The 22,951-nt window shown below is 57.1% G+C and carries 23 protein-coding genes; 14 read left to right on the forward strand and 9 right to left on the reverse strand.

Going from position 1 to position 22,951, the window contains the following annotated elements; all coding sequences use genetic code 11:
• Positions 1–2 precede the first annotated feature (2 nt).
• The 9 genes from mdoH to AFERRID_RS16315 all read left to right on the forward strand — a co-directional run bounded on the left by mdoH (position 3) and on the right by AFERRID_RS16315 (position 10,864).
• Positions 3–2,198 (forward strand): glucans biosynthesis glucosyltransferase MdoH, encoded by a 2,196-nt coding sequence (mdoH, locus tag AFERRID_RS03665; RefSeq protein WP_113525964.1) that lies wholly within the window; start codon positions 3–5, stop codon positions 2,196–2,198.
• 55 nt (positions 2,199–2,253) lie between these two features.
• A complete protein-coding gene (galU, locus tag AFERRID_RS03670; RefSeq protein ID WP_126604372.1) occupies positions 2,254–3,132 on the forward strand; it encodes a UTP--glucose-1-phosphate uridylyltransferase GalU in 879 nt (292 codons plus the stop codon).
• 24 nt (positions 3,133–3,156) lie between these two features.
• A complete protein-coding gene (locus AFERRID_RS03675) occupies positions 3,157–3,930 on the forward strand; it encodes a hypothetical protein (protein WP_145987105.1) in 774 nt (257 codons plus the stop codon).
• A gap of 195 nt (positions 3,931–4,125) precedes the next feature.
• Complete coding sequence (locus tag AFERRID_RS03680; RefSeq protein WP_172959323.1) at positions 4,126–4,344, forward strand: GmrSD restriction endonuclease domain-containing protein; 219 nt, start codon at positions 4,126–4,128, stop codon at positions 4,342–4,344.
• A 1,780-nt stretch (positions 4,345–6,124) separates the two neighbouring features.
• The gene (locus tag AFERRID_RS03695; protein ID WP_172959324.1) at positions 6,125–6,373 is read left to right on the forward strand and encodes a YMGG-like glycine zipper-containing protein; all 249 of its coding nucleotides are present in this window, start codon (positions 6,125–6,127) and stop codon (positions 6,371–6,373) included.
• 943 nt (positions 6,374–7,316) lie between these two features.
• On the forward strand, positions 7,317–7,988 hold the full coding sequence (locus AFERRID_RS03705) for a hypothetical protein (RefSeq protein WP_113525959.1): 672 nt from the start codon (positions 7,317–7,319) through the stop codon (positions 7,986–7,988).
• 251 nt (positions 7,989–8,239) lie between these two features.
• On the forward strand, positions 8,240–8,443 hold the full coding sequence (locus tag AFERRID_RS03710; protein ID WP_113525958.1) for a hypothetical protein: 204 nt from the start codon (positions 8,240–8,242) through the stop codon (positions 8,441–8,443).
• Positions 8,444–9,464: 1,021 nt separating this feature from the next.
• Positions 9,465–9,743, forward strand: coding sequence for a hypothetical protein (locus tag AFERRID_RS03720; RefSeq protein WP_126604374.1), 279 nt, complete (start codon positions 9,465–9,467; stop codon positions 9,741–9,743).
• A gap of 482 nt (positions 9,744–10,225) precedes the next feature.
• On the forward strand, positions 10,226–10,864 hold the full coding sequence (locus tag AFERRID_RS16315) for an ArdC-like ssDNA-binding domain-containing protein (protein ID WP_423856248.1): 639 nt from the start codon (positions 10,226–10,228) through the stop codon (positions 10,862–10,864).
• Positions 10,865–10,880: 16 nt separating this feature from the next.
• Here AFERRID_RS16315 and AFERRID_RS03730 read toward each other — a convergent pair whose 3' ends face one another.
• A complete protein-coding gene (locus AFERRID_RS03730) occupies positions 10,881–11,174 on the reverse strand; it encodes a hypothetical protein (protein ID WP_197722477.1) in 294 nt (97 codons plus the stop codon).
• 186 nt (positions 11,175–11,360) lie between these two features.
• Between AFERRID_RS03730 and AFERRID_RS03735 the strand changes: the two genes are divergently transcribed.
• Positions 11,361–11,984 (forward strand): nucleotidyltransferase family protein, encoded by a 624-nt coding sequence (locus tag AFERRID_RS03735; protein ID WP_126604375.1) that lies wholly within the window; start codon positions 11,361–11,363, stop codon positions 11,982–11,984.
• Positions 11,985–12,024: 40 nt separating this feature from the next.
• Here AFERRID_RS03735 and AFERRID_RS03740 read toward each other — a convergent pair whose 3' ends face one another.
• Genes AFERRID_RS03740 through AFERRID_RS03755 form a run of 4 tightly spaced genes read right to left on the reverse strand, consistent with a single transcriptional unit; the run spans position 12,025 to position 16,206 of the window.
• The gene (locus AFERRID_RS03740) at positions 12,025–13,074 is read right to left on the reverse strand and encodes an FAD binding domain-containing protein (protein ID WP_126604376.1); all 1,050 of its coding nucleotides are present in this window, start codon (positions 13,072–13,074) and stop codon (positions 12,025–12,027) included.
• Entirely contained in the window at positions 13,074–15,422 is a 2,349-nt protein-coding gene (locus AFERRID_RS03745) for a xanthine dehydrogenase family protein molybdopterin-binding subunit (RefSeq protein WP_126604377.1), read from the reverse strand. Before AFERRID_RS03745 ends, AFERRID_RS03740 begins: the two co-directional genes overlap by 1 nt.
• 2 nt (positions 15,423–15,424) lie before the next feature.
• Positions 15,425–15,952, reverse strand: a complete 528-nt coding sequence (locus AFERRID_RS03750) for a (2Fe-2S)-binding protein (RefSeq protein ID WP_126604378.1) — start codon at positions 15,950–15,952, stop codon at positions 15,425–15,427.
• A 5-nt stretch (positions 15,953–15,957) separates the two neighbouring features.
• On the reverse strand, positions 15,958–16,206 hold the full coding sequence (locus AFERRID_RS03755) for a hypothetical protein (protein ID WP_126604379.1): 249 nt from the start codon (positions 16,204–16,206) through the stop codon (positions 15,958–15,960).
• A 230-nt stretch (positions 16,207–16,436) separates the two neighbouring features.
• Between AFERRID_RS03755 and AFERRID_RS03760 the strand changes: the two genes are divergently transcribed.
• Positions 16,437–17,381, forward strand: coding sequence for a PDC sensor domain-containing protein (locus tag AFERRID_RS03760; protein WP_113525950.1), 945 nt, complete (start codon positions 16,437–16,439; stop codon positions 17,379–17,381).
• 335 nt (positions 17,382–17,716) lie between these two features.
• Here the strand turns inward: AFERRID_RS03760 and AFERRID_RS03770 are convergent, their stop codons facing one another.
• Positions 17,717–18,085 (reverse strand): DUF167 domain-containing protein, encoded by a 369-nt coding sequence (locus tag AFERRID_RS03770; protein WP_225981844.1) that lies wholly within the window; start codon positions 18,083–18,085, stop codon positions 17,717–17,719.
• A 225-nt stretch (positions 18,086–18,310) separates the two neighbouring features.
• Between AFERRID_RS03770 and AFERRID_RS03775 the strand changes: the two genes are divergently transcribed.
• Positions 18,311–18,544, forward strand: a complete 234-nt coding sequence (locus tag AFERRID_RS03775) for a hypothetical protein (protein WP_113525948.1) — start codon at positions 18,311–18,313, stop codon at positions 18,542–18,544.
• Positions 18,545–18,822: 278 nt separating this feature from the next.
• Here the strand turns inward: AFERRID_RS03775 and AFERRID_RS03780 are convergent, their stop codons facing one another.
• Both AFERRID_RS03780 and AFERRID_RS03785 read right to left on the reverse strand, forming a co-directional pair.
• Positions 18,823–19,332 carry a hypothetical protein gene (locus AFERRID_RS03780; RefSeq protein WP_126604380.1) on the reverse strand — a complete coding sequence of 170 codons (510 nt, stop codon included), beginning with the start codon at positions 19,330–19,332 and terminating at the stop codon, positions 18,823–18,825.
• A gap of 156 nt (positions 19,333–19,488) precedes the next feature.
• On the reverse strand, positions 19,489–20,685 hold the full coding sequence (locus AFERRID_RS03785; RefSeq protein WP_126604381.1) for an NnrS family protein: 1,197 nt from the start codon (positions 20,683–20,685) through the stop codon (positions 19,489–19,491).
• 280 nt (positions 20,686–20,965) lie between these two features.
• On the opposite strand from AFERRID_RS03785, the gene AFERRID_RS03790 reads away from it, so the two are divergent.
• Positions 20,966–21,214, forward strand: coding sequence for a hypothetical protein (locus AFERRID_RS03790; RefSeq protein ID WP_172959325.1), 249 nt, complete (start codon positions 20,966–20,968; stop codon positions 21,212–21,214).
• A 45-nt stretch (positions 21,215–21,259) separates the two neighbouring features.
• On the opposite strand, the gene eno is transcribed toward AFERRID_RS03790, so the two are convergent.
• Positions 21,260–22,555 (reverse strand): phosphopyruvate hydratase, encoded by a 1,296-nt coding sequence (eno, locus tag AFERRID_RS03795; protein ID WP_126604383.1) that lies wholly within the window; start codon positions 22,553–22,555, stop codon positions 21,260–21,262.
• A gap of 215 nt (positions 22,556–22,770) precedes the next feature.
• Between eno and AFERRID_RS15125 the strand changes: the two genes are divergently transcribed.
• On the forward strand, positions 22,771–22,926 hold the full coding sequence (locus tag AFERRID_RS15125) for a hypothetical protein (protein WP_172959326.1): 156 nt from the start codon (positions 22,771–22,773) through the stop codon (positions 22,924–22,926).
• The last annotated feature ends 25 nt before the right edge of the window (positions 22,927–22,951 follow it).

Genomic DNA, 22,951 nt, shown 5'->3' on the forward strand with positions numbered 1-22,951 from the left:
CCATGTTTCGCGAACATAACAGGCACCCGCTACCTGCCGCCATTTGGGATCGCTCATGGAAGGGTGCCTTCCGGCGGCGTTTCATGCGCCCCATAGGCAAGCCCAAGGCGGGAACAGTGCCAAAGGTGCCTTGGGAGCGCTTGCTCCGCCATCGCCGGCGCAGCACTCTGGCCCTGACCGTGGCGACCGTGGCGGCGATACTCCTGCTGGTGGACAACATCCTGCGAGACCAGGCGCTGGCGCCAGTTTGGCAGATGGCATACCTCTCCCTCTACGGGGTCATGTCCTTCTTCATGATCCAGAGTTTCTACAAGATCCTGATCGGCACTTGGCACGTTTCCCGGGGCATCGCCGGCAACCCCTACCACCCTTTGCGGGAACGGCGAGATCCGCCGGGAGGGGAGACGATGGCCCTACTGTTTCCTGTGTACCAGGAGGACGTGGCTCGGGTCCTGGCCGGACTCGTGGCCACCTGGGACGCCATACGCGCCTATCGTCCGGATCTTGCGCCTCGCGCCCATACGTTCCTTCTATCGGACAGCCGGCGCCCGGCCATGGTCGCCCATGAGGCAATGGCGGTGCAGCGGCTCAAGCGGGAACGTCCGGACCTGCCGCTTTTCTACCGGCACCGGTCTATCAACGCCAACCAGAAGATGGGCAACCTGTCGGACTTCTTCCGGCGCTACGGACGGCATTATGCCTATACGCTCGTCATGGATGCCGACTCGATCATGGACGGGGAGGCCTGCATCGAGATGTGGCGAGCCATGGCCGCTCATCACCGCATCGGGATTCTGCAGACCAATCCCCGTCCGGTATTCAGGGAGAGCTTCTTTGGACGCATGTTGCAATTCGCCGCCCATCTTTATGGCTCGGTATTTTCTTATTCACTGATGGTGATGCAAATGGGCCATGCGGGTTATATCGGCCACAACGCCTTAATCCGGACACAGGCATTCATGGACCACTGCGTCCTGCCGAAGCTCCCCGGGCCAAAGCCCTGGGGCGGCAAACCATTAAGCCATGACTTCGTCGAGGCAGCCATGATGTGCCGGGCGGGTTACGAGGTGTGGTTCGTCCCCGAGTTGACAGGCTCGTACGAGGAAGTGCCCGCAAACATAATCGCATTTCTCGTCAGAGAACGGCGCTGGATGCAGGGAAACCTCCAGCATCTGCGGCTGCTGTTCCTCAATGGCATACGAGGGATGCACAGGGAAATCTTCATCAACGGGGCCATGGGGTATGTCACTGCCCCCATATGGTTCGTTTTTCTGCTGGTATCCGCATACACCATGGTGCATTTTTTGAGTGCCGCCAACCTGTCCGTTGGGTCCGTTCAGATGCTGATGGTTCCCATGGGCCTACTGCTGGCGGCAAGCATGGTGTTCCTATTCCTCCCCCGCATCCTGGCCATCCTGACGCATATGAGGTCGCACAAAGCCCCTATGTATGGCGGGCGCATCAAGCTGATATGGTCGGTGCTTGCCGATACAGTACTTTCGTTTTTTTATGCGCCGCTCATGATGATAATGGTCAGCTATTTTCTCTGGGCGTGGGTCAAGCGTCGGACCGTTTCATGGGGGCAGCAGCAACGGGATGACCGTGCCGTTGCATGGAAAGATGCATGGAAATCCTTTCGCGGTGTAATGGTCCTGGGGATCGCAGGATGGGCGGCCTTGCTGGCCCTGGTGCATGGGGCCATCCAGTCCCTGCACGCCATGCTGCTGGAGTCCATAACATACGGTTGGATACAGCCCGGCAGCATGCTGATGTGGTATGCACCGATCCTGGCCGGCTGGGCCCTTAGCGTTTTCTTAGTGCAATGGACCAGCCGAACCTTTCCTACGATCAATCGCATTCGCTGGTTCGCCATCCCTGAGGAGTTGAATCCCCCCAAGGTGCTGCAGGAGGTTCGTACCCTGGAGCAGCAGTTCCGCTCATGGTGGGAGATCCCGGATACGGACGACCCAAAGGAGTATCTGCCGGTGTTCGTGCGCATCTGCAAGGCGCAGCAAGCGGATCTGGTGGAACTGCCGCATCGCCACACCAAGACCGAACTCTACCGCCGTCTGCATGACAAGGCCATGGCCCAGGGCGGGCTTTCCCAGCGGGAATGGATCCTGCTGCTGGGAAGCCAGCAGTTTCGGCATTACCTGTGTTCGGATGCCGGGTCGGAATTCCTGGCGGCGTTGCATTGACCGCTCCGTACACCCCTGCTTCCGTCATCACTCGCTGCAATTTACAGGAGGAAATGTGGATCGTATTCGCAAGGCGGTATTCCCCGTAGCCGGGCTAGGGACCCGGTTTTTGCCCGCCACCAAGGCCAGCCCCAAGGAAATGCTGCCGGTGGTCGACAAGCCGCTGATCCAATATGCCGTCGAGGAGGCTGTTGCGGCCGGCTGCGATCAGTTGATCTTCATTACTGGGCGGAGCAAGCGAGCCATCGCCGACCATTTCGACGTCTCCTACGAGCTGGAAAAGGAGCTTGAGAAGAAGAGCAAGACAGAATTGCTCGAGCAGGTCCGGGCCATTCTGCCTAGACACGTCAAGGCCATCCACCTGCGCCAGCCCCATCCACTAGGCCTGGGCCATGCGGTAGCGATGGCCGCCCCGGTGGTGGGCGACGAGCCTTTTGCCGTGCTCCTCGCTGATGACCTGATGCTTGCCGACAGGCCGGTCCTCGCCCAGATGATGGATCTGCACCAGCGCTATCAGTCCGGCATCCTGGGCGTTGAGGAGATTCCCAGGGAGCACAGTACCCGCTATGGGGTCGTCGAAGTCCGTCCCTGGGATGAATGCGTTTATCAGGTCGAAGGCATCGTCGAAAAGCCCAGCCCTGAAGCAGCCCCATCAAATCTCGGCGTCGTAGGCCGCTACATCCTGCCTGCGCGCATCTTCCACTTTTTGGAAAACGCGCAAATGGGCGCCGGCCAGGAAATCCAGCTGACGGATGCCATCGCTGAGCTGCTTGGCGAACGGCAGATGCTCGCTTATCGCTTTGCCGGCCAGCGCTTCGACTGTGGTGACAAGCTGGGCTATCTCCAGGCGACGCTGACTCTCGCCCGGCGACACCCGGAAGTCGGCCCGGACTTCGAGGAGTATCTACGCGACCTTTGCGGTCAGTTCCGGTAACTCTGGTCTGGAGGGAGAGAGCCCATGCGCACCCAGCGCCTTGCCTCGCCAAGCGATTATCTAGCCATGGCCGTCTCAGAATTTTTCATCCAAAACCAGGACGGTTATGCTGGCGTTTCGGCTCGCCACTCGAGGTCAAAGGCATTCCGGATCCGCCCGTACCAGTCATCGGATCGGGGAAGCATCCGTCGCTTGTGCTGCGATACCGGCTTTTTCGGCAAGCCCATCGACCGTATATTTTGCGACCGCGAGCTCTTCGCCGACCTCCATACCACCCCCTACCTGGATTACGAGCCGGAATGGGCCTTTGTCGCGGAAGCGGATGGTCGTCTGGCAGGCTACCTGCTCGGTTCGGTGCGTCATGACTTCCCCTGGCTGCTTGTCTACGAAGGCTCCCGTACCGCCATGCGAATGTGCTCCCGCAGCCTGAAGGGCAGTTACGACTACCACCCGCGCAGCCGTCTCTATGTACGGTGGCTCTTGACCAGGAGCTTCCGGGAGCGCCCCAGGCACCCTCCGGGAGCCGCCCACATGCACTTCAACGTGGCCGCGGCCTATCGGGGCCGCGGTGTCGGTCTGGCTCTCTGGCGCGCCTTTGAGGCGTCCTTGCAGGCGGCCGACATCCCCCACTATTACGGCGAACTCTTTTCCTGCCCGGGTAGGCGGCCCGAGCTGGCCTACCGGCGCTACGGGCTTCGGATTTATGATCAGGTGGACACCAGCGTTTACACCCCCGAGCTCTCCCGACCTGTCCACCTCGCCTGTGTACACAAGGTTCTCGATGGAAACGACTTATGAACGAACTTCAGCGGATGGCGAGCATTTCGTTCGCTTGGACATCAATCAGTCCGCCATGATCAAGAAGCTATTGCTGATCACCAGTAACCCGCGACTCGATGAGTGGTTTGCTGCTGCATCCAGGTAATTCCAGGGAGAGGAAATAAGTTCAAGCAAAAAGGCCAGATCGAGAGCGCCCAAATTGTCATTGGCGAAGTGTTTTCACGCTTCTGGTTCCGCATCCTGGATTACCAGCGGGCCTACGTCTGGGGCAAGGATGAAATTTCCGAGATGATCGATGATGTGAATTACGCCAGCGAGCACAACCGGGAAGGGCAGTATTTCCTGGGCTCAATGGTACTGCGCAAGGCAACCCATACCACCGATGGGGTGGGATTTGAGGAGTACGAACAGCTGGATGGTCAGCAGCGCTGACACCCAGGCTTTGGCTTGGGACCATGTGCAGAAGCTCAAGGCCGAAGTAAGCAATGCGTCCTGCGATGTACGTTAGAATTACCGATTTGACCAATGATCTGCGCGTTGTTTTGTCCGTCTGAAACCACCGTGGTGATTGCCACGCCACCAGCACGACAGGCACTGTAAATGCAGCTTCAAACCAAGGATCTGAAATCGTACCCACCGTCACACACATCAAAGCCAATGGAAGCGCTCAGCTAGGGCGATCGCTCAAGTAACAAATGAGGCCAATTATGCCAAGCAACCCAAATACGCATACGCTATTATGTGTTACTGGATACGCAAGGATGCCAGGCTGTCCTATGGCCATAGGACTAGCCGTATGTATGATTCAGGAGTTGAGCCAGATATTAACGGCTGGATGCACTGGCAAAGGATGATTCTATGCCTAAAATCTCATCAATAGAGCACAGGGCCTCAAATAAGATACGCGGAATGCTGCGCCTTGGGCTGCGTGCAATGGTTGCTTGTGGCACAGCAATCCTAATCAGCGGCTGCTTGCCGTTGATGGCGGCAAGTGCTGCAGGTAGTGTGGCCTACTATAACATGCCGCATTCTGCCAAGGGCCAATAGCGCAACAGACGGTCTATCGGGCTGAACATTAACATGGCTGTTGGCTGCATAACCCGCCTACATAACATGCATGGCCAGCTTACTACATGACGTTATTGTTGCGATACCCTATTGCCAGCATAAAGGAGCCAAATTGTCATGGAATCAAGCCGGTCGTTCTCATCCCCTGATGATTCTGCAGACTGGCACAACGGCGACAACACAAGCCCTACCAAATCAGCGAGATGAGATGGAGCAACGTACAAATGTAGTCAACTGACTACAGCAGAGATGTGCCGATCAGGGTTAATACCCACTGGAAGCCCGTAAAGAGCCAGAAGTCCTGCCGGGAATGTTTTTTGCTTGTGTACTTTTGGCCTTGGATTTTCGATGGGAGCATTGCCATGAAGCCGTTCCTCCATGCTTCACAGGTGCGACGAAAACCGATGCTATTGGCGGTTGCCGTTATTCTCGTGCTTTCGCCAGTTGCTGGAATCACCTCGGCGCTTGCCGATAACCTTTCCCTGGGTTTGGCAATTCCAGGGCTCAGTGTTTCATTGGGAGGGGCACCTGTTTATTATCCTGTTCCCCCAGCGGCTTATGTTCCACCCCCACAACCCGTGTATTACTATGCAGCCCCGCCACCGCCGCCGGGATTTCCGCCCGTCTACTACGCGGTTCCCACGCCTGTGGCGGGCTATGTATCCGCTCCCTGATAGTGACGCCGGATTTCGTAGGAAGACAGAATGCAAGGGATACAGTATTTTTGGCTAATTGCGGTCACTTTACTATTGAACGGCTGTGCCTCAACCATGGTCGCTCCGTCCCCGATACCGGCACAGACATCCATTACCCATCAGCCAATGCCATCATTGTCCCAACCTCCCACCTCGGTCTTGCCACTTCCCACGGGTCCGATCCAGAAACCCTTGGGATTACAGCGCGATTGCCAGCGGTACCAGGTGCAGGCTCATCGATTGCAACAAAAACTGACAAAACGGCCACACTCTGGTCTTTTGATGGATGACTTTGACCAAATCCAGGCGGTAGTGAAACCGCTATGCGCTGCACCAGGTTCTGGAACGCCATATCCTGTTGCCCAACAAGAAATTCGCCGGGCAATGCGGGACGTGGAACAGCTATCCAGATCCGCTTCTTCATCCACACCCTAAGGAGAAATATCCGCATGTTATCCACGTTCAATTTTAAATATGGCCAGCATAAGTACCGGACAAAGGCCCTGCTGATTGGTATTGGCCTGATCGCTTTGGGCGGTTGTGCCAATATGAGCCCCACCGGGCAACGCGCACTGAGTGGGGGTGCCATTGGTGCTGCTGGCGGTGCGGTGCTCGGTGCCGTCGCTGGCGGCAGTCCGGCAGTAGGAGCCGCTGTAGGTGGTGCGGCGGGAGCGGCGACGGGTGCTTTGATGCACTGAAAGCACCCTTCAATGATGTGGAACACGCCCCATTTTCAGCAACAAATGGGGCGTGTTTTTGCGTAACCAGTTCACAGCAGAGCGATTGGCCTGTAGCTTTTGAACCCTCTTGCGGAACCTCTCATGGAGGGGGCGGTGGTGGGGGCGGACCGGGTTGCTGGTAATAACCACCGGGACCCGCTGGCCCTCCAGGCGGCGGTGGGGGTGGCGGCGGTGGTGCGGGTTGCGCATAATAACCGCCAGGTCCCGGAGGTGGGCCAGGGGGGTAGGCATAACATCCTGCCAACGCCGCCAAAACACCCAAGGCCGCGATACGTAATGCGTGATGCCACACTTTACGGCCTGTCAGGTACTGAATTTCATGCAACATGAGGTTCTCCTTTAAGGGGATCACTTAATCTTCATCGCCTGAATAAGTGAATCACGGATTTCGGTACAGCAAGTGGTCATACCTCCTTTCCGCTTTGCGGTCCTGTTTTTCCGACTTGCGCAGCGCCTTCCAGTAACGATGATCGGCTTTGCGATCCCGTTTGACCAGTCGCCGCTGACTTAAAGCATAGACGGCACCTGTAGTGGTTCCAATATCAAAAGAAATACAATGGGTTCGTTTTGCCTTGTCGGAATCCGATGAGATGATGCCATGATAGGTTGTCGCCAAAGCGCAACAGACGCGCTTGAGAACTGGCCTGCTAGCACCGAGATCCCGTGAAACCCGCAAAGCGATTTCATGAACGGACGGAGCAGGACACTGATTTCATCCAGAAATTCAGCCTGCCGGAACCTTTGGCATAAATTCTGCTGTCTAAAGCTCTGGGCTTGTCAGTGAGATTTCTCATGCTTTCTGTCATAACCCGAATGGCGGTCTGATTGCACGGTATGACTTTAAAAGGCATACCGTCAAACTCAGTCTATTTTTTAAACTAAACAAGGCAGGAGTATTCCGATGATTCAGAAAAAAATATGGTTAACCGCGTTGACTCTCGCAATCACTTTACCGATAGGTGCCGAAGCATCTGTATATGGCGTCATGAATCAAGTCGGTGTTTCCGGCAATGTGCAAGGGGCTACCAATCAGTATGGCAATACCACCGGCGGACTGGGTCTGCGTGCCAGCCTTTACAATGGTGGATTGTTTGGTACAGCTAAGTACCGCCACGAGTTCGGGGCCACCTATCAGGGATATACCGGGGGCAATACCAATACGGTTGGACTCAAATTCGGCTATCTCTTCCATGCCAGCAACATCCTGGCTGTCGGACCTTATGTGGGGTACGAGTATAACCGTTTTGCACAGTCCAACAGCTATTATGACTACCACTCCTCGCTGAGCACCAATGATCTGGGTGGGGGTCTATATGCAGCAACTGCATTGCCGGGTATCAATTTTACCGGATACATCGGGTACCTTGGTGGTATCTCTGAAACCCAGCATGTTTCTGGATTTGCACCGGATACTTTCAACAGCACATCGGACCTACTGCAAATGGGAGTAAACGCATATTATCCGTTGATGGCAAACGTATCCCTCTATGTCGGATTGCACGATGATGACTTTACGCAGCGAGGCGCTCCCAACATACTTCGGGGGGATGTGGGCTTAGGTATGCAATTTTAAGTATCCGCTGACGACATCATCAAATTCATACGTGACACTCAGGGTGGGCTCCACTCTGAGTGTGTTTCAGCCGCACGGCAAGGGACCAATGAGGGTTCTTGTCAGCGCCTACCGAAAAGTAGTGGCAGAACCTGGCTGGAACCTGTTACAGAAGGCGACTAGACTAAAAGCATATTCTCCCAATCAGGGAAGGGTTAATCGCTTTTCTGTTGCCGATGTTGATGATGAAGGGCCACGTAAAGGAGAATGCCATGCAGATTAAAACTACTACAAAACTCCTTCTGTTTGCCTTGGGTGCCATGATTTTATTCGGGCGTATGATGTTTCCTCACAGGGGATATGGCCATTCTGGTTATTATTCCCAGGGGGGCCAGCAAGCATATGGTTATCAGGGCAACCGCCCGCCACCACCGGCCTATGGGTCGGATCCTGGTAATTACGGGTATGGCAATTAACCGCCAGGGTCATAAAACGGATCCGCGGCCCTGTAGTATACTAAATAACCAAGGAGGTTAAAATGTCTCGTAAAGCTATTTTACTCCGCATCTCTCTCGCGCTTGCGGGAGCGGGTTTGTTGTCCAGTTTTGTACCGGCTACGGCCTTTCCCTTTGATATCAGCGTATTGTTGGGAGATATGGGTATCAACATCGGTAATGCTGGATGGCCCCAGCAGTATGCTTACTGGCAGCCGCCCTATGGGTACACCAGTTATTACAGCCAACCGCTCTATGCACAATACATGATGTGGTACTACTATCCGCAATCTTATTATCAGTATTATCCAGCGCCTCCGCCGCCTCTACCTGCGGGTGCGCCTCCGCCTCCGCCACCGCCTCCAGGCGCACCACCACTGCCACCGCCGGGAAATTTTTTCCATTACCTGGGCATGCGGCAGCCACCTCCGCCCCCGCCCGGAGCGAGGCTAACCCGTCCACCGGGTCCACCAGGAGCCAATCGATTTTATCCTGGTGGGCCTGGATTCAGCCCGCAACATGGACCGCAAACCGGTAGGCCAGGACCCATAGGGCCGCAGTTCCAGCATGGACCGGCGGGAGGGCCACCGCAGGGGCCACAATATCGTCCGGGAGGACGGCCACAAGAGGGGGGGCTAGGAAGGCCGGGAGGTCCGGGACCTCAACCAGGCAGACCAGGATTTGGCCCACAACTAGGACTACAACCCGGTAGGCCAGGACCCGGGGGTCCGCAGTTCCAGCATGGACCGGCAGGAGGGCCACCGCAGGGTGGCCCAGGCAGACTCGGAGGTCCGGATCCCCAACAGCGTCCACAAGGCCCTATGGGTGGACCGCCACGTGGAGGTCCAGGCGTTCCTTAAAATGCGTAAAACGAAACGAGCCGCTTATATGGGGCGGCTCGCTCTTGGGTCTTTGCGGAACGTCTTTGCGTCTATGCTATGGCTCTGAGCGATTCAGTGAAGAGCTTTACTTTGCGGGTGGAAAGAATTTTTCCGCCCGGAGTATGGCCGCCGTCAACGACTGCATTGCCGGGAAGATTGGCAAGCGTTTTGACCTGGATATGACGGTCCGGGAACCCAGTGGAGAGGGGTTTCGTGCACAGATGGAGCGATTACTGCCGCAAACACAACATGACAAGGTGTTTGGTAAGGCTGGGTATGAGAAATATTTCGAGAATACTGTCAGTGGATTGCTATACAGTCTGCAGAAGGAGCTGGAATTTGATGCTCAAAAAATCCCGCGGGTGCCGTTAGGGAAGAAAAAATGTGGTCCGGAGTTGTGACACTATTAGCCTGTTTTAGGGGTTGAGAGTGGCGATTATTACGAGAGCACGCGTGGTAAGATCATCAAAGCATCCGGAATCAACCGGCTAAAAGAAGTTTCCCGTGCGCAAGATCGTGGCAACCGTTGGTTTTGCTATCCTCGCCTTGCCTACCTGCGCGGCGGCGCACGGCGTAAACCCCATCCCGCGCGCGCAGATCCGCCTCACTACGACAGCTGGCTACCGTGTGCCTGACACCGAACTGCGCGCCAGCCTTTCGGCGCGGCCCAGCGGATCCGGTCCTCGACGCTTGCCGCCCATGTCAACCGGACGGTGGCATGGGCGGACGCACGGGTTTCGTCGGTACACCGTTTGCAACGGCACGCCGACGGATATGCGGCCGTGCGCACGGAGAACAAAACGGCCCCATGACCCGATAAGGCTGTACCACGATCACCCGATCTATACCTCCCAATCGAAGATTAACTGCGCTGGAGAGTACGATGCCCGTCCCCGCCCCACTCCATTCCGGGAACAACACCGAAAAGAAAGATCCCCGTCTTGAGCTTGCCGATAGGCTGATTGAACAGATCGAGGCAGGAACCGCCTCCTGGCAAAGGCCCTGGGAAGCCGGCGATGTGTTGGCCCCGGTCAATGCAGTCACAGGCAAGCCTTACAGCGGGGTGAACTACCAAAATCTCATGATGTTCTCTCCGGATACGTCCGATCCACGTTGGTGTACCTACAAGCAGGCCCAGGAGCAGGGCTGGCAGGTGCGCAAGGGTGAGCATGGGATCCCCATCGAAAAGTGGTCGCGTTACGAGCACAAGCGCACGGAAGAGGAAATGGGCAGACTCCGGGAACAGGGAGCAGCGGACCCTGAGCCCACAGAAATGCGTCTTGGCGTGCGCTACTACAAGGTGTTTCACGCCTCACAGATCGACGGCATCCCGCCGCTGGAGAGGTCCCCACGTCCCGAGATCCAGGGAACTCCCGATGATCGCCTGCGGAAGCTGGCCGGGCGTTTTATCGTCCGTCGGAAGACCGGGTGCAGATGCCTCTCGTGGAATCTTTCGAGCAGGCTGTGGGTCAGGACACTACCCTCCTGCACGAAGTCTGGAAGTAGTTCTATTCGTGGTTGAAATTTCTTGAATGTGCTCACTGAAACTTCCTGGTCGGCAACGTGGGTATATCGTCTTCGCTCTCCGCTAGGCCCAGCCGGTAATGCCAGAAATTCCACATGCGCGGCGTGAACCATCCCGCTTCGGCATTCTTCAGGGCATCGACCAGTTTTTCTGGCCCAAAGGTGGTTTCCAGTCGGCGGGCATCTTCCCAGTCGCCTAAATTCATAACCTGAGCGATCAGGCGACGTTCATATTGGAGTGCATCGTCAGGCGTCTTCCACCAGATATACTTGGTGAAGTCGCGTAATGCCTGTTGTTGTGCATTCACCACAACATCCCTCCACCAGTCGCCAACCCAAAAGTATTATACTATCTTCCTTTCGCGCAGCAGAGGGTCACTGGGCCTTGGTGGCTATGGCGGGCACGTCTTTATCCTATAATTTCAGGGTGAAAAAGGGGCCGCGGTAAGGCCATGGGCCAGCGCAGAGCCCAGCAGATTGGGGAGAATAAATTCATGCCTGGCCGGTACGTGATCGCGGGTATCCTTCTGGCGGCGGGCGCCAGCCGTCGCTTCGGCTCCCCCAAACTGCTTCAACCCCTTGCCGGCGGGACGCCCATGGCCCTCGCCTCCGCCCGTGCGCTGATGGGGAGCGTGGATCGGGTGATTGCGGTGATCCGTCCCGAGGACAAGGCATTGGCCCGGCTCTTCGCGGATCATGGCGTCCCCGTATTGCCCTGTCCGGAATCGTCGCAGGGCATGGGGCGTAGTATTGCGTGCGGGGTGCGGGCGAGCGCGGAGGCGGACGCGTGGATCATCGCGCTGGCGGATATGCCCTTTATTCAGAAGGGCACCATCCAAGGGGTGGCGGAGTTACTGCGGAACGGTGCGGTCTTGGCCGCTCCCCTTTATGGGGGCAGGCGAGGGCATCCCGTCGGTTTTTCCCGGTCCTTTGGAATTGCCCTATGCGGACTGAAGGGAGATGAAGGGGCGCGGAGCATCGTGGCGCGGCATCTCGACGAGTTACGCCTATACCCGTGCGCGAACCCCGGCGTACATAGGGATATCGATACCCCGAAAGACCTAGCTTTCTGCGAATCTGCGGGCATGGGCCGAGGCACAGCGGAACCGGCTCCATGACAAAGTGAACTTGCCCGTTGATGGATCACTCTTTTCTAGGCTACGGCCGTGGATCCTGCGACAAGGCGGCGGCAGCGAGCACGGCACGGCGTACTAACGTTGCGAGTAAGGGTAGTTTGTAGGCATTCTGCGCTAAGGGTGTTGCCCCCGCCAGCGCCGCTTCTCCCGCCGCCTCCGCCGTTTCCCCGTTGATGGTCGCCCCCGTCAGCAGGGCTTCTGCCTGTCGCGCCCGCCAGGGCGTCGGCGCCGCTGCGCCGAGCACGATACTCGCCTCCCGGCAAAGGCCGGCTGCGTCGAGATCCACGACCACTGCTACGGCCGCAAGGGGCCAATCAAAGGCTTCCCGTTCAGCAACCTGGAAATAAATGGAGTGATTGGTCTGCATCTGGGGCGGCAGCCATACCGCCGTCAGGATCTCCCCGGCCGCAAGAATGTTTTCCCGGTGCATATCTGCTTCGGGCAAAACGAAAAAATCCTCCAGCGGAACCTGCCGCCGCTGTCCTTGCGGGTGGAGAAGTTCCACCTGCGCATGAAAGGCCAGGAGCGCGGTGGCCGGGGTAGAGGGATGGATGATGGCGCAGCCGTGATTGGCAAAAATGGCGTGGTAGCGATTGTCGCCCGCAAAGGCGAAGCAGTGTCCACCGCCCTTGCGCAGGCAGTGATGGGCGGCAGAGCGCAAGTACCAGCAGCGCGGCCGTTGCAGCAGATTCCCGCCCAGCGTGGCGCGGTTGCGGATTTGCGGGCTGGCCGCCATGGCGGCCGCTTGTGCCAACGCGGCATGGCTCTGGTGGAGACCGGGGTGTGCGGCGATCTGAGCCAGGGTAGTCAGCGCCCCGATGCGCAGACTGCCGTCGCTCCCCCGGGAGATGCCCTGCAGTTCCGCCAACTGGCTGACGTCCACCAGACGCAGGGGATTGACCAGGCCCTCCTTCATAAGGTCCAGCATGTCCACCCCGCCGGCTTTCACCAGAATGGCTTGTTGTGCGATCGGCGTATCTTGCAGCGTGAGCATCGCCTCGGCCGTGGTCTGAGTGACGAGGGCTGCGGCTTCCGTCGGCGACCGGGCCTGTTGCCACTGGAAGGCTTCCATCAGCGCGGCCCTCCGCCTGTGGCACCGAGGGCATGGAGTACCTTTGCGGGCGTCATGGGCAAGGACCGCATGCGCACCCCGATGGCGTTGTAGACCGCGTTGGCGATGGCGGCGGCGGTGGCGATGTTGGCCGGTTCGGCAATGCCGTAGGCATCGGTGGCGCTAAATCCCTGGTAATTTTCCAGCAGTATCACCTCGATCTGAGGAGCGTCCCACGCCCCGGTCAATTTGTAATCGACCAGATTGGCATTGAGCATCCAGCCGGTGTTGGTATCCAGGATCCGTTCCTCCAGCAGCGCATAAGAAACGCCCATGAGCACGCCTCCTTGCACCTGACTTTCAATCTGCAAGGGGTTGATGGGACGGCCGCAGTCCTGAACGGCCAGCACTCGTTCCACGCGGATGACGCCTGTCTCCGTATCGACGGCTACTTCGGCGAACTGGACTCCACCCAAGTCGTTCAGTGCCATGGCCGCATCACCCGAGCGGCTGCGGAAACCGGCGTAGTCATCGATCCGCCCGGCAAAGGCGCTGATGCGGTCGGTACGCAGGGCGGCGGCCGCCTCCTGCCAGGAGATGCGCCGCTGCGGCGCATCGCGCAAATGGATCCAGCCGTCTTGCACGGTCAATTGTTGCGGATCCACCTGCCAAGACGAGGCGACGGAGCGGAAAAGGGCCTCTTTGATCTGCCAGGCGGCGGTGCGGGCAGGGGGAGTGATGGAGGCGGTGGTACGACTGCCGTAGGAAGGTGGTCCCGAGGGAAATTCGGTATCCCCGATGCGCACATGGATATCTTCCGGCCGCAGACCCAGCTCCTCGGCCACCACCTGGGCCAGGACCGTACCGACTCCGGTGCCGATGTCCTGCACGCTGGAAAGCACTTCGACCCGGCCATCCCGCCACAGGCGTAGTTCGCAGGCGGCATTGGTCTGAACATTGGCGGACCACAGGGATTGCGCCATGCCCCTACCACGTTTGATAGGCCCCTGATCAGCCCCCAGCGGCTTGCCCTGCGTCCAGCCGATTCTTTCGGCGCCCATGCGGCGTTCCTCCCGGCGAACGGGGCTGGGGTCGATGACATCGCGGAGGGCAAGGGGATCCATGGCAAGTTTTTCCGCCAGTTCATCGATGCCCTGTTCCAGGGCGAAGGCACCCTGGGTGTTGCCGGGACCACGCATGGGGCAAGCGGGACCGGCATGCGTGAAAACATCATACTGCAGGGATTCCACATGGGGGCAACGGTATAACGCGGTGGCCATATTGCCGACGCCGGCGCCGAAGGCGATGCCGGCGCTGCCGTAGGAATGCAGGGAAAGCGCCATCAGGGTGCCGTCGCGGCGGGCCCCGATGCGCAGATGCTGCTCACTGGAGGGGCGGTTGCCGCTATCCATCTGTTCCTCGTCGCGGCGATGGACCAGGCGTACCGGCGCCTTGGCCAGCCGGGAAAGGGCTACCGCCGTGCGCCCGTAAAGTCCAATCTGCGATTTGGAACCGAACCCCCCGCCAACGGCCTCGGCCCGTACGCGGACGCGGGAAAGGGGCAATTGGAAATGGCGGGCCAACTGGGCGCGCACGCCGGCGGTGAATTGGGTGGACATCCAAACGTCGAGACCGTCCTCGTGCCAGGCCGCGACGATGGCATGGGGTTCCAGACAGCAATGGGTCTGGACCTGGGTATGATAGGTTCCGTCTACCACGATCTCGGCGGCGGCGAAACCCGCATCGATGTCGCCGCGGCTGCCTTTGCTCTCGGGTCCCCGGATATTGCCGGTGATGGGGAGATCACCGGCTGCCGCAGGCAGGCCGGCCGATGGACTTTTTTGCCACTCGGAATCCGGGTAAACGATGGGCGCATCCGCCTGTCTGGCCCCATCGAGATCCACAACGAAGGGCAAGGGATCATACTCCACTCGGATCAGGCGCAACGCCGCCTCCGCCAGTGCCGGCGTGTCCGCCGCCAGGGCGGCGATGGGTTGGCCGACATAGCGCAGCACCATGGAGGCGCCATCGGCCGGGGGCTCCACTACGGTCAGGACCGCATGGACGCCGGGCAGCGCAGCGGCTGGGGAAAGATCCAGGGAGCGAATGCGGGCATGGGGCAAAGGCGAGCGCAACACCGCCGCATGGAGCATTCCCGGCTGATGCGCATCCACCGTATAAAGGGCTGCGCCAGTGACTTTGTTCCGCGCATCCCAGCGGCGGATATCCTTGCCGATCTGCGTCAACTCGGCGTTGGGCGCCAGTGGCGGCGGCTCGTCAGCGGGAATCTCCCGTTCCACCGCATCGAGCCCCAGATGGGCGAGGCCGAAGGGGAATTTCTCCCGACGCCGCGGGAATTCGTCATCCATGCTCAATCTCCTTCCGCCTCGGCCAGGGCCAGCATGGCCTGGATCACATGGGGATAGGTTCCGCAGCGGCAGAGATGCCCGCTGATGGCGGTCCGAATCTCCGCTTCGCCTGGGTGGGGGTTCCCTGCCAGCAGGGCGGCGCAACTCATCACCATGCCGGGGGTGCAAAAGCCGCATTGCACCGCGTCGTGGGCGATGAAGGCCTCCTGGACAGGATGCAGTCGCTCGCCCGCGGCCAGCCCTTCGATGGTGGTGACCCGCCGTTCCCCCACCTCGATGGCCAGGATGCTGCAGGAGGCAACCACGAGGTCGTCGAGCCACACGCTGCAGGCCGAGCAGGCCCCCTGATTACAGGCGATTTTCGTGCCCGTGAGGCCCAGAGGCCCGCGCAGGGCTTCGGCAAGGGTGGTGCGCGGTTCGACCAGCAGGGTACGGGCTTCGCCATTGACCCAGAGGACAATGGGCACGGCACCGGGACCAAGGATGGAAGCGGTGGCCGATTTTTCATTCTCCTGCGGATCTTCTTTCATCAGGGTCAGATCTCCCTCTGGAAACGCCCGCGCCCCCGGAAACATGGCGTGGCGAAGATGTCTTCAGTGTAGACGCCCATGGGAGCGTCTTCAAAATCCGAGATCTCCCGCGTGGTGCCGTCGCCGACCCGCTTGAGAATCACCAGCCCACGAAACACGGCCAGCCAACCGACGAGTTGCACAAAATTCTCATCACCATCACCGCCTCGTAACCTGGAGCGACGTGAGAACTGATCGAAAATCTCTTTGACCACAAGATATTCCGTGGCTGAAGAGCACATTGCCCTAAAACGGCGCTGATCCTGCACCATGATAATGCAGGATATACATACCGCCCACGGATACAACACCCTGCTTGTTTCGCTACGCGCTGCCAAATGATCTGCCGCCGCAGCCGCTCTTGATACTTTCTGGCATGATCTCTGCATGATGAGATGCTCGCTGAGTCTGGCGTGTATGGGCGGCATCTGTCAGGAGGGTATCCATGAATCGTTTCGATCATTTTCGCGAACTGCGGGTAGATCTCTCGGCATTATTGGGTGGGGTGGTAGACGCCGTAGCCAGTCCGCACCTGCTCAGGCAGGACCGCAAGGAGCAACGACGCGTCCTGGCGTGTTTAATTGAACGGCATCCTTTTCTGGATCTTTGTTACTTGCTTGACGCCGATGGCAACCAGATTGGCGATAATGTAGCAGCATCCAGGAGGCGGAAAGCACACGGTGGTGATGGCGCAAACCGCAGCCATCGTCCTTATTATCGATTGGCCAGGGAAGCTACCAGCCCTGTGCTCACGGAGCCGTATCTCTCCTCCACCAACGGTCATATTTGCATCACTGCAACCGCACCCGTTCGTGATGAGGCCGGTAAACTGCTGGGCATGGTAGTGGCGGATAGCGAACTGGATCGTACTTTGGCGTTGCTGGAAGAAGATGGCAGCCGACGTAGTTTCGAACCTTATTTTAAATTCATTTACCTGTTGTTCTCCGCCGGATTGCTCACGGTAAGCATGGCACTCGGTCTGCATGCATTGATCGCGCTCGGTTCTGTATGGTCTACAGTAACTACCCCGGATGATTTTAGTGCACCGTTCCAGGCAACGATTCTTTTTACTCTGGCCCTTGCTGTTTTTGATCTGGCAAAGACCATCTTTGAGGAAGAGGTATTGTTACGCAAGGATATTCGCCGTCATAGTACGACACGACGCACTCTGACCCGGTTTATTGCCGCTATTCTGATTGCGGTTTCCATCGAGGGATTGATGCTGGTTTTTAAATTCGCACTCGATGCCCCGCAGCATCTGTGGCTTGCCATTGGATTACTGGTTGCAGCCGCCGCACTTATGGTGGCCCTGGGACTCTATGTCTATTTTGGCGCGCAGGCTGAGGTACTGTTGCTACGCAACAGAGAGCAGCGCCACGATGGACACTAAAATGGTAAAACTTCCGCCGTTACCCGACAACGCAGCCCAGATGATCGACGCACTCCAGGCAAGTCCTGTCCAAACCAGGAGAACATCCAGTAACGTAATCGCCACCCGGTAGCGGCTCCCCCATGCTCCACACCATCAGCGCAGAGAGCACCTACACACCCAGTGCCAGGACAAAGGCGATGGCGAGGAACGTGACAAATCCGGCACGGCTATCAGTAATCCAACGCATCATACGCTCCCCTGTTTTTGCTGATATGCTGATTATGTAGTCGATACCTGGAGAAAGGCAGATCGCCGGCGAGCGACCTTTTGTTGCCCGCTCTGTTCGCCGACCGTCAGTCCAGCAGGGTCGCCTGCACCTGAAACACTGGTGACAGGTGTGTGGGGGCCTTGATCCGTAGCTGTTTGTTGACGTTCATTCGTCCGAATACCACCTCGATGGCCGAAGGGGCAACGCCGAACTCCCCCGCCAGAAACCGGACCATGTGATCGGTAGCGCGGCCATTTTGGGGTTTTGCGGTGACACTGACCTTGAGCTGGTTACCCTTGGGTTTGCCAATCGCATCGCGGGAGGCATTGGGTTTCCCCAAAATATTGACCACCAGAACATCCCCTTCCCACCAAAAAAATTTTTGATCTAGTTCATTGTTTTTATTCATATTTAACCATCCGGTCACAGATCCTGAAAATTTTCCTTCGGACAAGAAAACCCCACGCAGTGAAGATCTTTGGGGCTCACAAAACAGTGACGATATGATAGGACTAAGTTCTACCGATTACCATCGGCGCAAAGAGGGTATTGACTATGCGTTCCGCATAGCAAATGAGCATTACCTTACCTCTGGAGAGGGTTCGATTAAATCCATTGCCATGCCAATCTGCGGAGTCCCGGCGTACTCGTGGTCAATTTTCCGAATAGTGGTTGGCGGATGGATGCCTATATCAGTCGCATTCAGATAAGCTTTGATGATCAGGTCATAGTGGTGGAAGCGGAAGAAGCCGGTAACAAGATACTTGTTTGCATACAAAGGCAACAATTTTTCACTGTTAGCCAAGAAAATAACGGGGAGAGCGAGCGATCCATGAATTCTTTATATGATGTATCCATAAAAAATACGGCGCACAAACTGATTTATAAATTAATCCAGCTATATGCGTTATGATACCATTTTTTACTATTACCACAAATTTTTGGATGACCACCCCCGCTGAGACCAGGTCATCCGCATTCGCAGGTCGAGGATGATTAACCACCAAGTAAAGAACTGGATTGTCGTGCCGCACCCGCTTGTTCAATCCTGTTCTGCACAGAACGGCACATAGGGATATTACTGACAAACATCGTTTCGCGCATTGTGCGTTTCAGTTGTTTGGGAGGGGGCATGGCAGCGGGGCGGGTGATCAGCGATTCCTCGACCCTTGAACCGAAACAGGGGTCCCCTCACGGAGATACGCCTTTACGGCCCCGACGCGGCCAATGATCGATGATGCTGAACGCCAGATGCAGTACCCACAACAACAACAGAAAGGCGGCCAGTGTGCGGTGCCAGGGCAGGAGATCTCCCGCTCCCCGCCACAGCAGGATACCCAGGATCACGGTCACGCTCGCCAGGAGCAGAAAGACCCCCGCCACAGCGGCGTCCAGCCCCTCGCGCAGGAGGGTGCCGTCGCGCCCCAAATGGCGCCACTGGCGAACGACCCGCCGCCGAGTCGTCGCCGAAAGTAGAAAGATCCGCGCCGCACTCCGCCGACCTGCCCCAGAGCCAAGGAGCCAGGACCATTCACCGGCAAGGAAAAGCGCGGCAACCAGGCCGTCGATGATGTGGAAGGGCAGAAGCCAGATCCAGCCCAAGGCCAGGAGCAAACCCGAGGCGAGTTGCAGGGTCACCGTCAACACCACGCCGAGGAGCAGGAATATGGCCCAGGTCGGCCGACGCTCAGCCCTCACCATTGCGCCAGATCCCGCCCGAGCGGCGCCCGGCGTCAACCAGAAAGGCTTCGGCCACGGGGAACGCATCGGCACGCAGACATTGGTATAAGACGGCATACATGGCAAAGGTCCCCCATCAAGCTAACGTTCATACATTAAAGCCCTCCGATTATTTCATTACCCATATCGGCCATCGATCCGCGGCTTTATGAGCATGGGCGCATAAACGATGATAAAACCGACGAAGGCAATAATCCACAGGCCTTGCGACACCTCAATCCACATTCGGTACTGCATTGGCAATATTATTGGAATAATCACGCGCACAATGGCACCAAGAAGCAACGAAAAGAATATCCAGTTCAAGGCCGATGGGGGTGTAAAGATGTTTCTTCCTGTGTGCCCTAGAGAGACTCTCGCCATCATGCCAATGGTCATCATGCCTACCCCACCATACGCAAAAGCATGAATTCCTAACATTGGATTGATGGGTATCCAATGAGCAAGCGCAGTCAAAATAAATCCAATGAATATCCATCCATAAGCCAGGTAAAGACTCCATAACAAGGGCTTACGCCATATGCCCGGAGTATACCATCCGATCATTTGTAGAACCTGCAAAAACGCTAACGCGATGGCCACCAAAACCGTAATCAGTGAAATCGGATTCCATACAACAGCCACTATAAAAAACATCATAAGAATCAAACTGCTGATGTTTACCCACGGCCGAACCCTCAAAACCACCGGATAACCAACGCCTCTTTCAATAAAGAACGGCATTATCCGCTGTCCCATCAGCATAATCAGCGCGATAATCAGATAGAGGCCGAAAAACAACCCAATCTGCGTCAGCTCAGGATGCTTCCAGATGAGGCCTATATAGAACAATGTATTACCTGTCGTCATTAGTAATAATATGGACCATATGCCAAGCTGTTTCCATTGCTTGCTGCGGACCAAAGGATACAGTAAGGCGATGCAAACAGTGACATCAAACAACAGGTCGAATAGCGCCATGATCATCAGTGCGCCAGGAAAATCGGTGAACGGCATTATGCGTGCCATAAGCCAGAACAAACCTAGTAATAATAATCCATATCCGCGAAGCGTCTGGTGACCCGTCCAGTTTTTGACTGCGGTCAACAAAAAACCAACAGCCACGGCCATGGAATATCCAAATATCATTTCATGGGCATGCCACAGGATAATCGGGAAATTGCCATTATCAAGAAACTGCGTTCCGTGATAATAGAACCAGAACCAGGCAGAGATGGCAAAAGCAGAGAATACCGCCCCTAACAAAAAAAAGAGGCGGAACCCAAGATGGAGAAGGGCAAAACGATACTTTTTACTGGGCTCTATGACTATCACGAGACCCTCCTGTATGAAAATCCATGGGGTTGCCAATTTTTTGCAATATGCCCATTCGACTTTTACCGTTGGCTCGTCAGAAAAGGATCATGGCACATATGCTCATCAATAATCCATCTTGCCGCCGCCTCTCATTTTGGCTCCATGCCCTGAGGAGAACGGGTACCGATCCCGGATGCATAGATACCGCACTATGCGGACAAAAACCGTTCGAACTACAAACAGGAGTCCGGCAACCCTTGGCTCAGAGCGAATTTCGTCACCCCCTGGACCAGTCGCGTTGATCCGCAGACATACAGGTCCATCACCGGCTGATGGTCGCCCGGTGGCTTATCCCGATGTCGGCGTGCAGGCAGCTGTGCTGATAGACTTCGCTCGCCAGGGCCGTCCGTTGTCCGAACTGGCCCGCGCCATGGGCACGAGTTGGCCAGCTGCACAGCGCCTTATCCGTCCTGGAAACCCCACCATCAAACAGCTTGAACGCGCCGCCGCTGCTTTGGGGAAGCGGCTGGTGATCAGTCTGGAGTAAATCGTCCACCGGGTAGAACGCAGGATATCTCTCCTTTGAACGCTATCAGAAACGGACCGGCCTGCAAAACGCGTGTTTGCCAGCAAAGCTGGCGGCCGTGCCCAGTTCTTCTTCAATGCGCAGTAACTGGTTGTATTTGGCAACTCGCTCACCGCGTGCCGGTGCTCCGGATTTCAGATGGCCGGTGTCCAGAGCTACTGTCAGATCCGCAATGAAATCATCAGTGGTTTCACCGGAGCGATGAGATACGAAAGCTCCCCAGCCATGAAACTGAGCCAGCCGGGTGGCGGCAATGGTTTCGGTGACAGTCCCAATCTGGTTGAGTTTGATCAGCGTCGAGTTGGCAATGTTGTCTTCTATGGCCCGGGCAATGATTTTCGGGTTGGTGCAGAAGATGTCGTCGCCGACCAACTCAATGATGCCACCGAGTTTCTCATTGAGCAGTTTCCAGCTTTCCCAGTCATCTTCCGCAAGACCATCCTCTAGCAATACGACGGGGTAGTTATGCACGATCTCGGCGTAATATCCGACCATTTCCGCACTGCTGAGCGCTCGTTTTTCGGTGCGCAAATGGTATTTTCCATCCTTAAAGAATTCCGAAGAGGCTGGATCGATGGCGATGCCGCAATCTCTTCCCGGTTCAAGTCCGGCGCGACGGATCGCCTCTACCAGCAGGTCATAGGATTGATGATTGGATTGCACGGCGGGCGCAAAGCCGCCTTCGTCACCGACGCCAACGGACAGATGTTTTTCCAGAAGCAATCCCTGCAGGGTATGGTAGATTTCCGCACCCCAACGCAAAGCTTCGCGGAAACTGTCAGCGCCATAGGGGACCAGCATGCATTCCTGAAAATCAGCTCCCTGCCAGTGGGCATGGACGCCGCCATTAAGCACATTGAAACAGGGGACCGGTAAGCGGGTGGCACCCGGGCCGCCCAGGTAGACATACAGGGATAAATCACAAAAATCAGCCGCGGCGCGGGCGCAGGCCATGGAAACGCCCAAGAGGGCATTGGCCCCCAGTTTGCCTTTATTGTCCGTTCCGTCCAGGCCGATCATGGTGTCGTCGATGGCTTTCTGCTCGCGAACATCCAGCCCCTGGAGGTCTGGAGCAATGATTTCTTCAATATTCTTCAGTACCTGTTGCACACCCTTGCCGCCGAAACGGTGACTGTCACGGTCACGCAATTCGACGGCTTCCCTGCTACCCGTCGAGGCTCCAGAGGGAACTGCCGCCCGGGCGTGCCGACCATTGCTGAGATACACTTCTACCTCAACCGTAGGATTACCGCGTGAATCCAGAATTTCCCGGGCGATAATGTCTTCAATCAAGCTATCCATAAAACCTCCTTGTCATGGGTGCACAGAATCTTCCAAGGGAATACATATGAATCATGACGCTCATGGTAGCCGCTGACATCCTGCCAGCGCAGGCGGTAAGGCGTGTGTAAAGGAAGTGTAGCCGATCGCAGACCCTCTGCCCATTTTAGCCAGAACGTTTGCATCTGGGCCGGGCCTACCTAGCCTGCCTGAACTGGGACACCAAGCGGGTGTGCGTGGCCCTGGTAGAACGCTGGGAGCCGGACAACTTGCGCGACTACATCGATGGCACGCCGCTGCTGTCACTGGATCAGTGCATTGGCAACGTGATTGCGAGGGTGGCAGAACAGGCGATTGCAGCGCCGGCTCTGCCGGTCAAGGCCACTCACTAAACCGGCGAGAGTCAAGACCCTTTCA

The sequence above is a fragment of the Acidithiobacillus ferridurans genome (assembly GCF_003966655.1).
Lineage (GTDB): Bacteria > Pseudomonadota > Gammaproteobacteria > Acidithiobacillales > Acidithiobacillaceae > Acidithiobacillus > Acidithiobacillus ferridurans.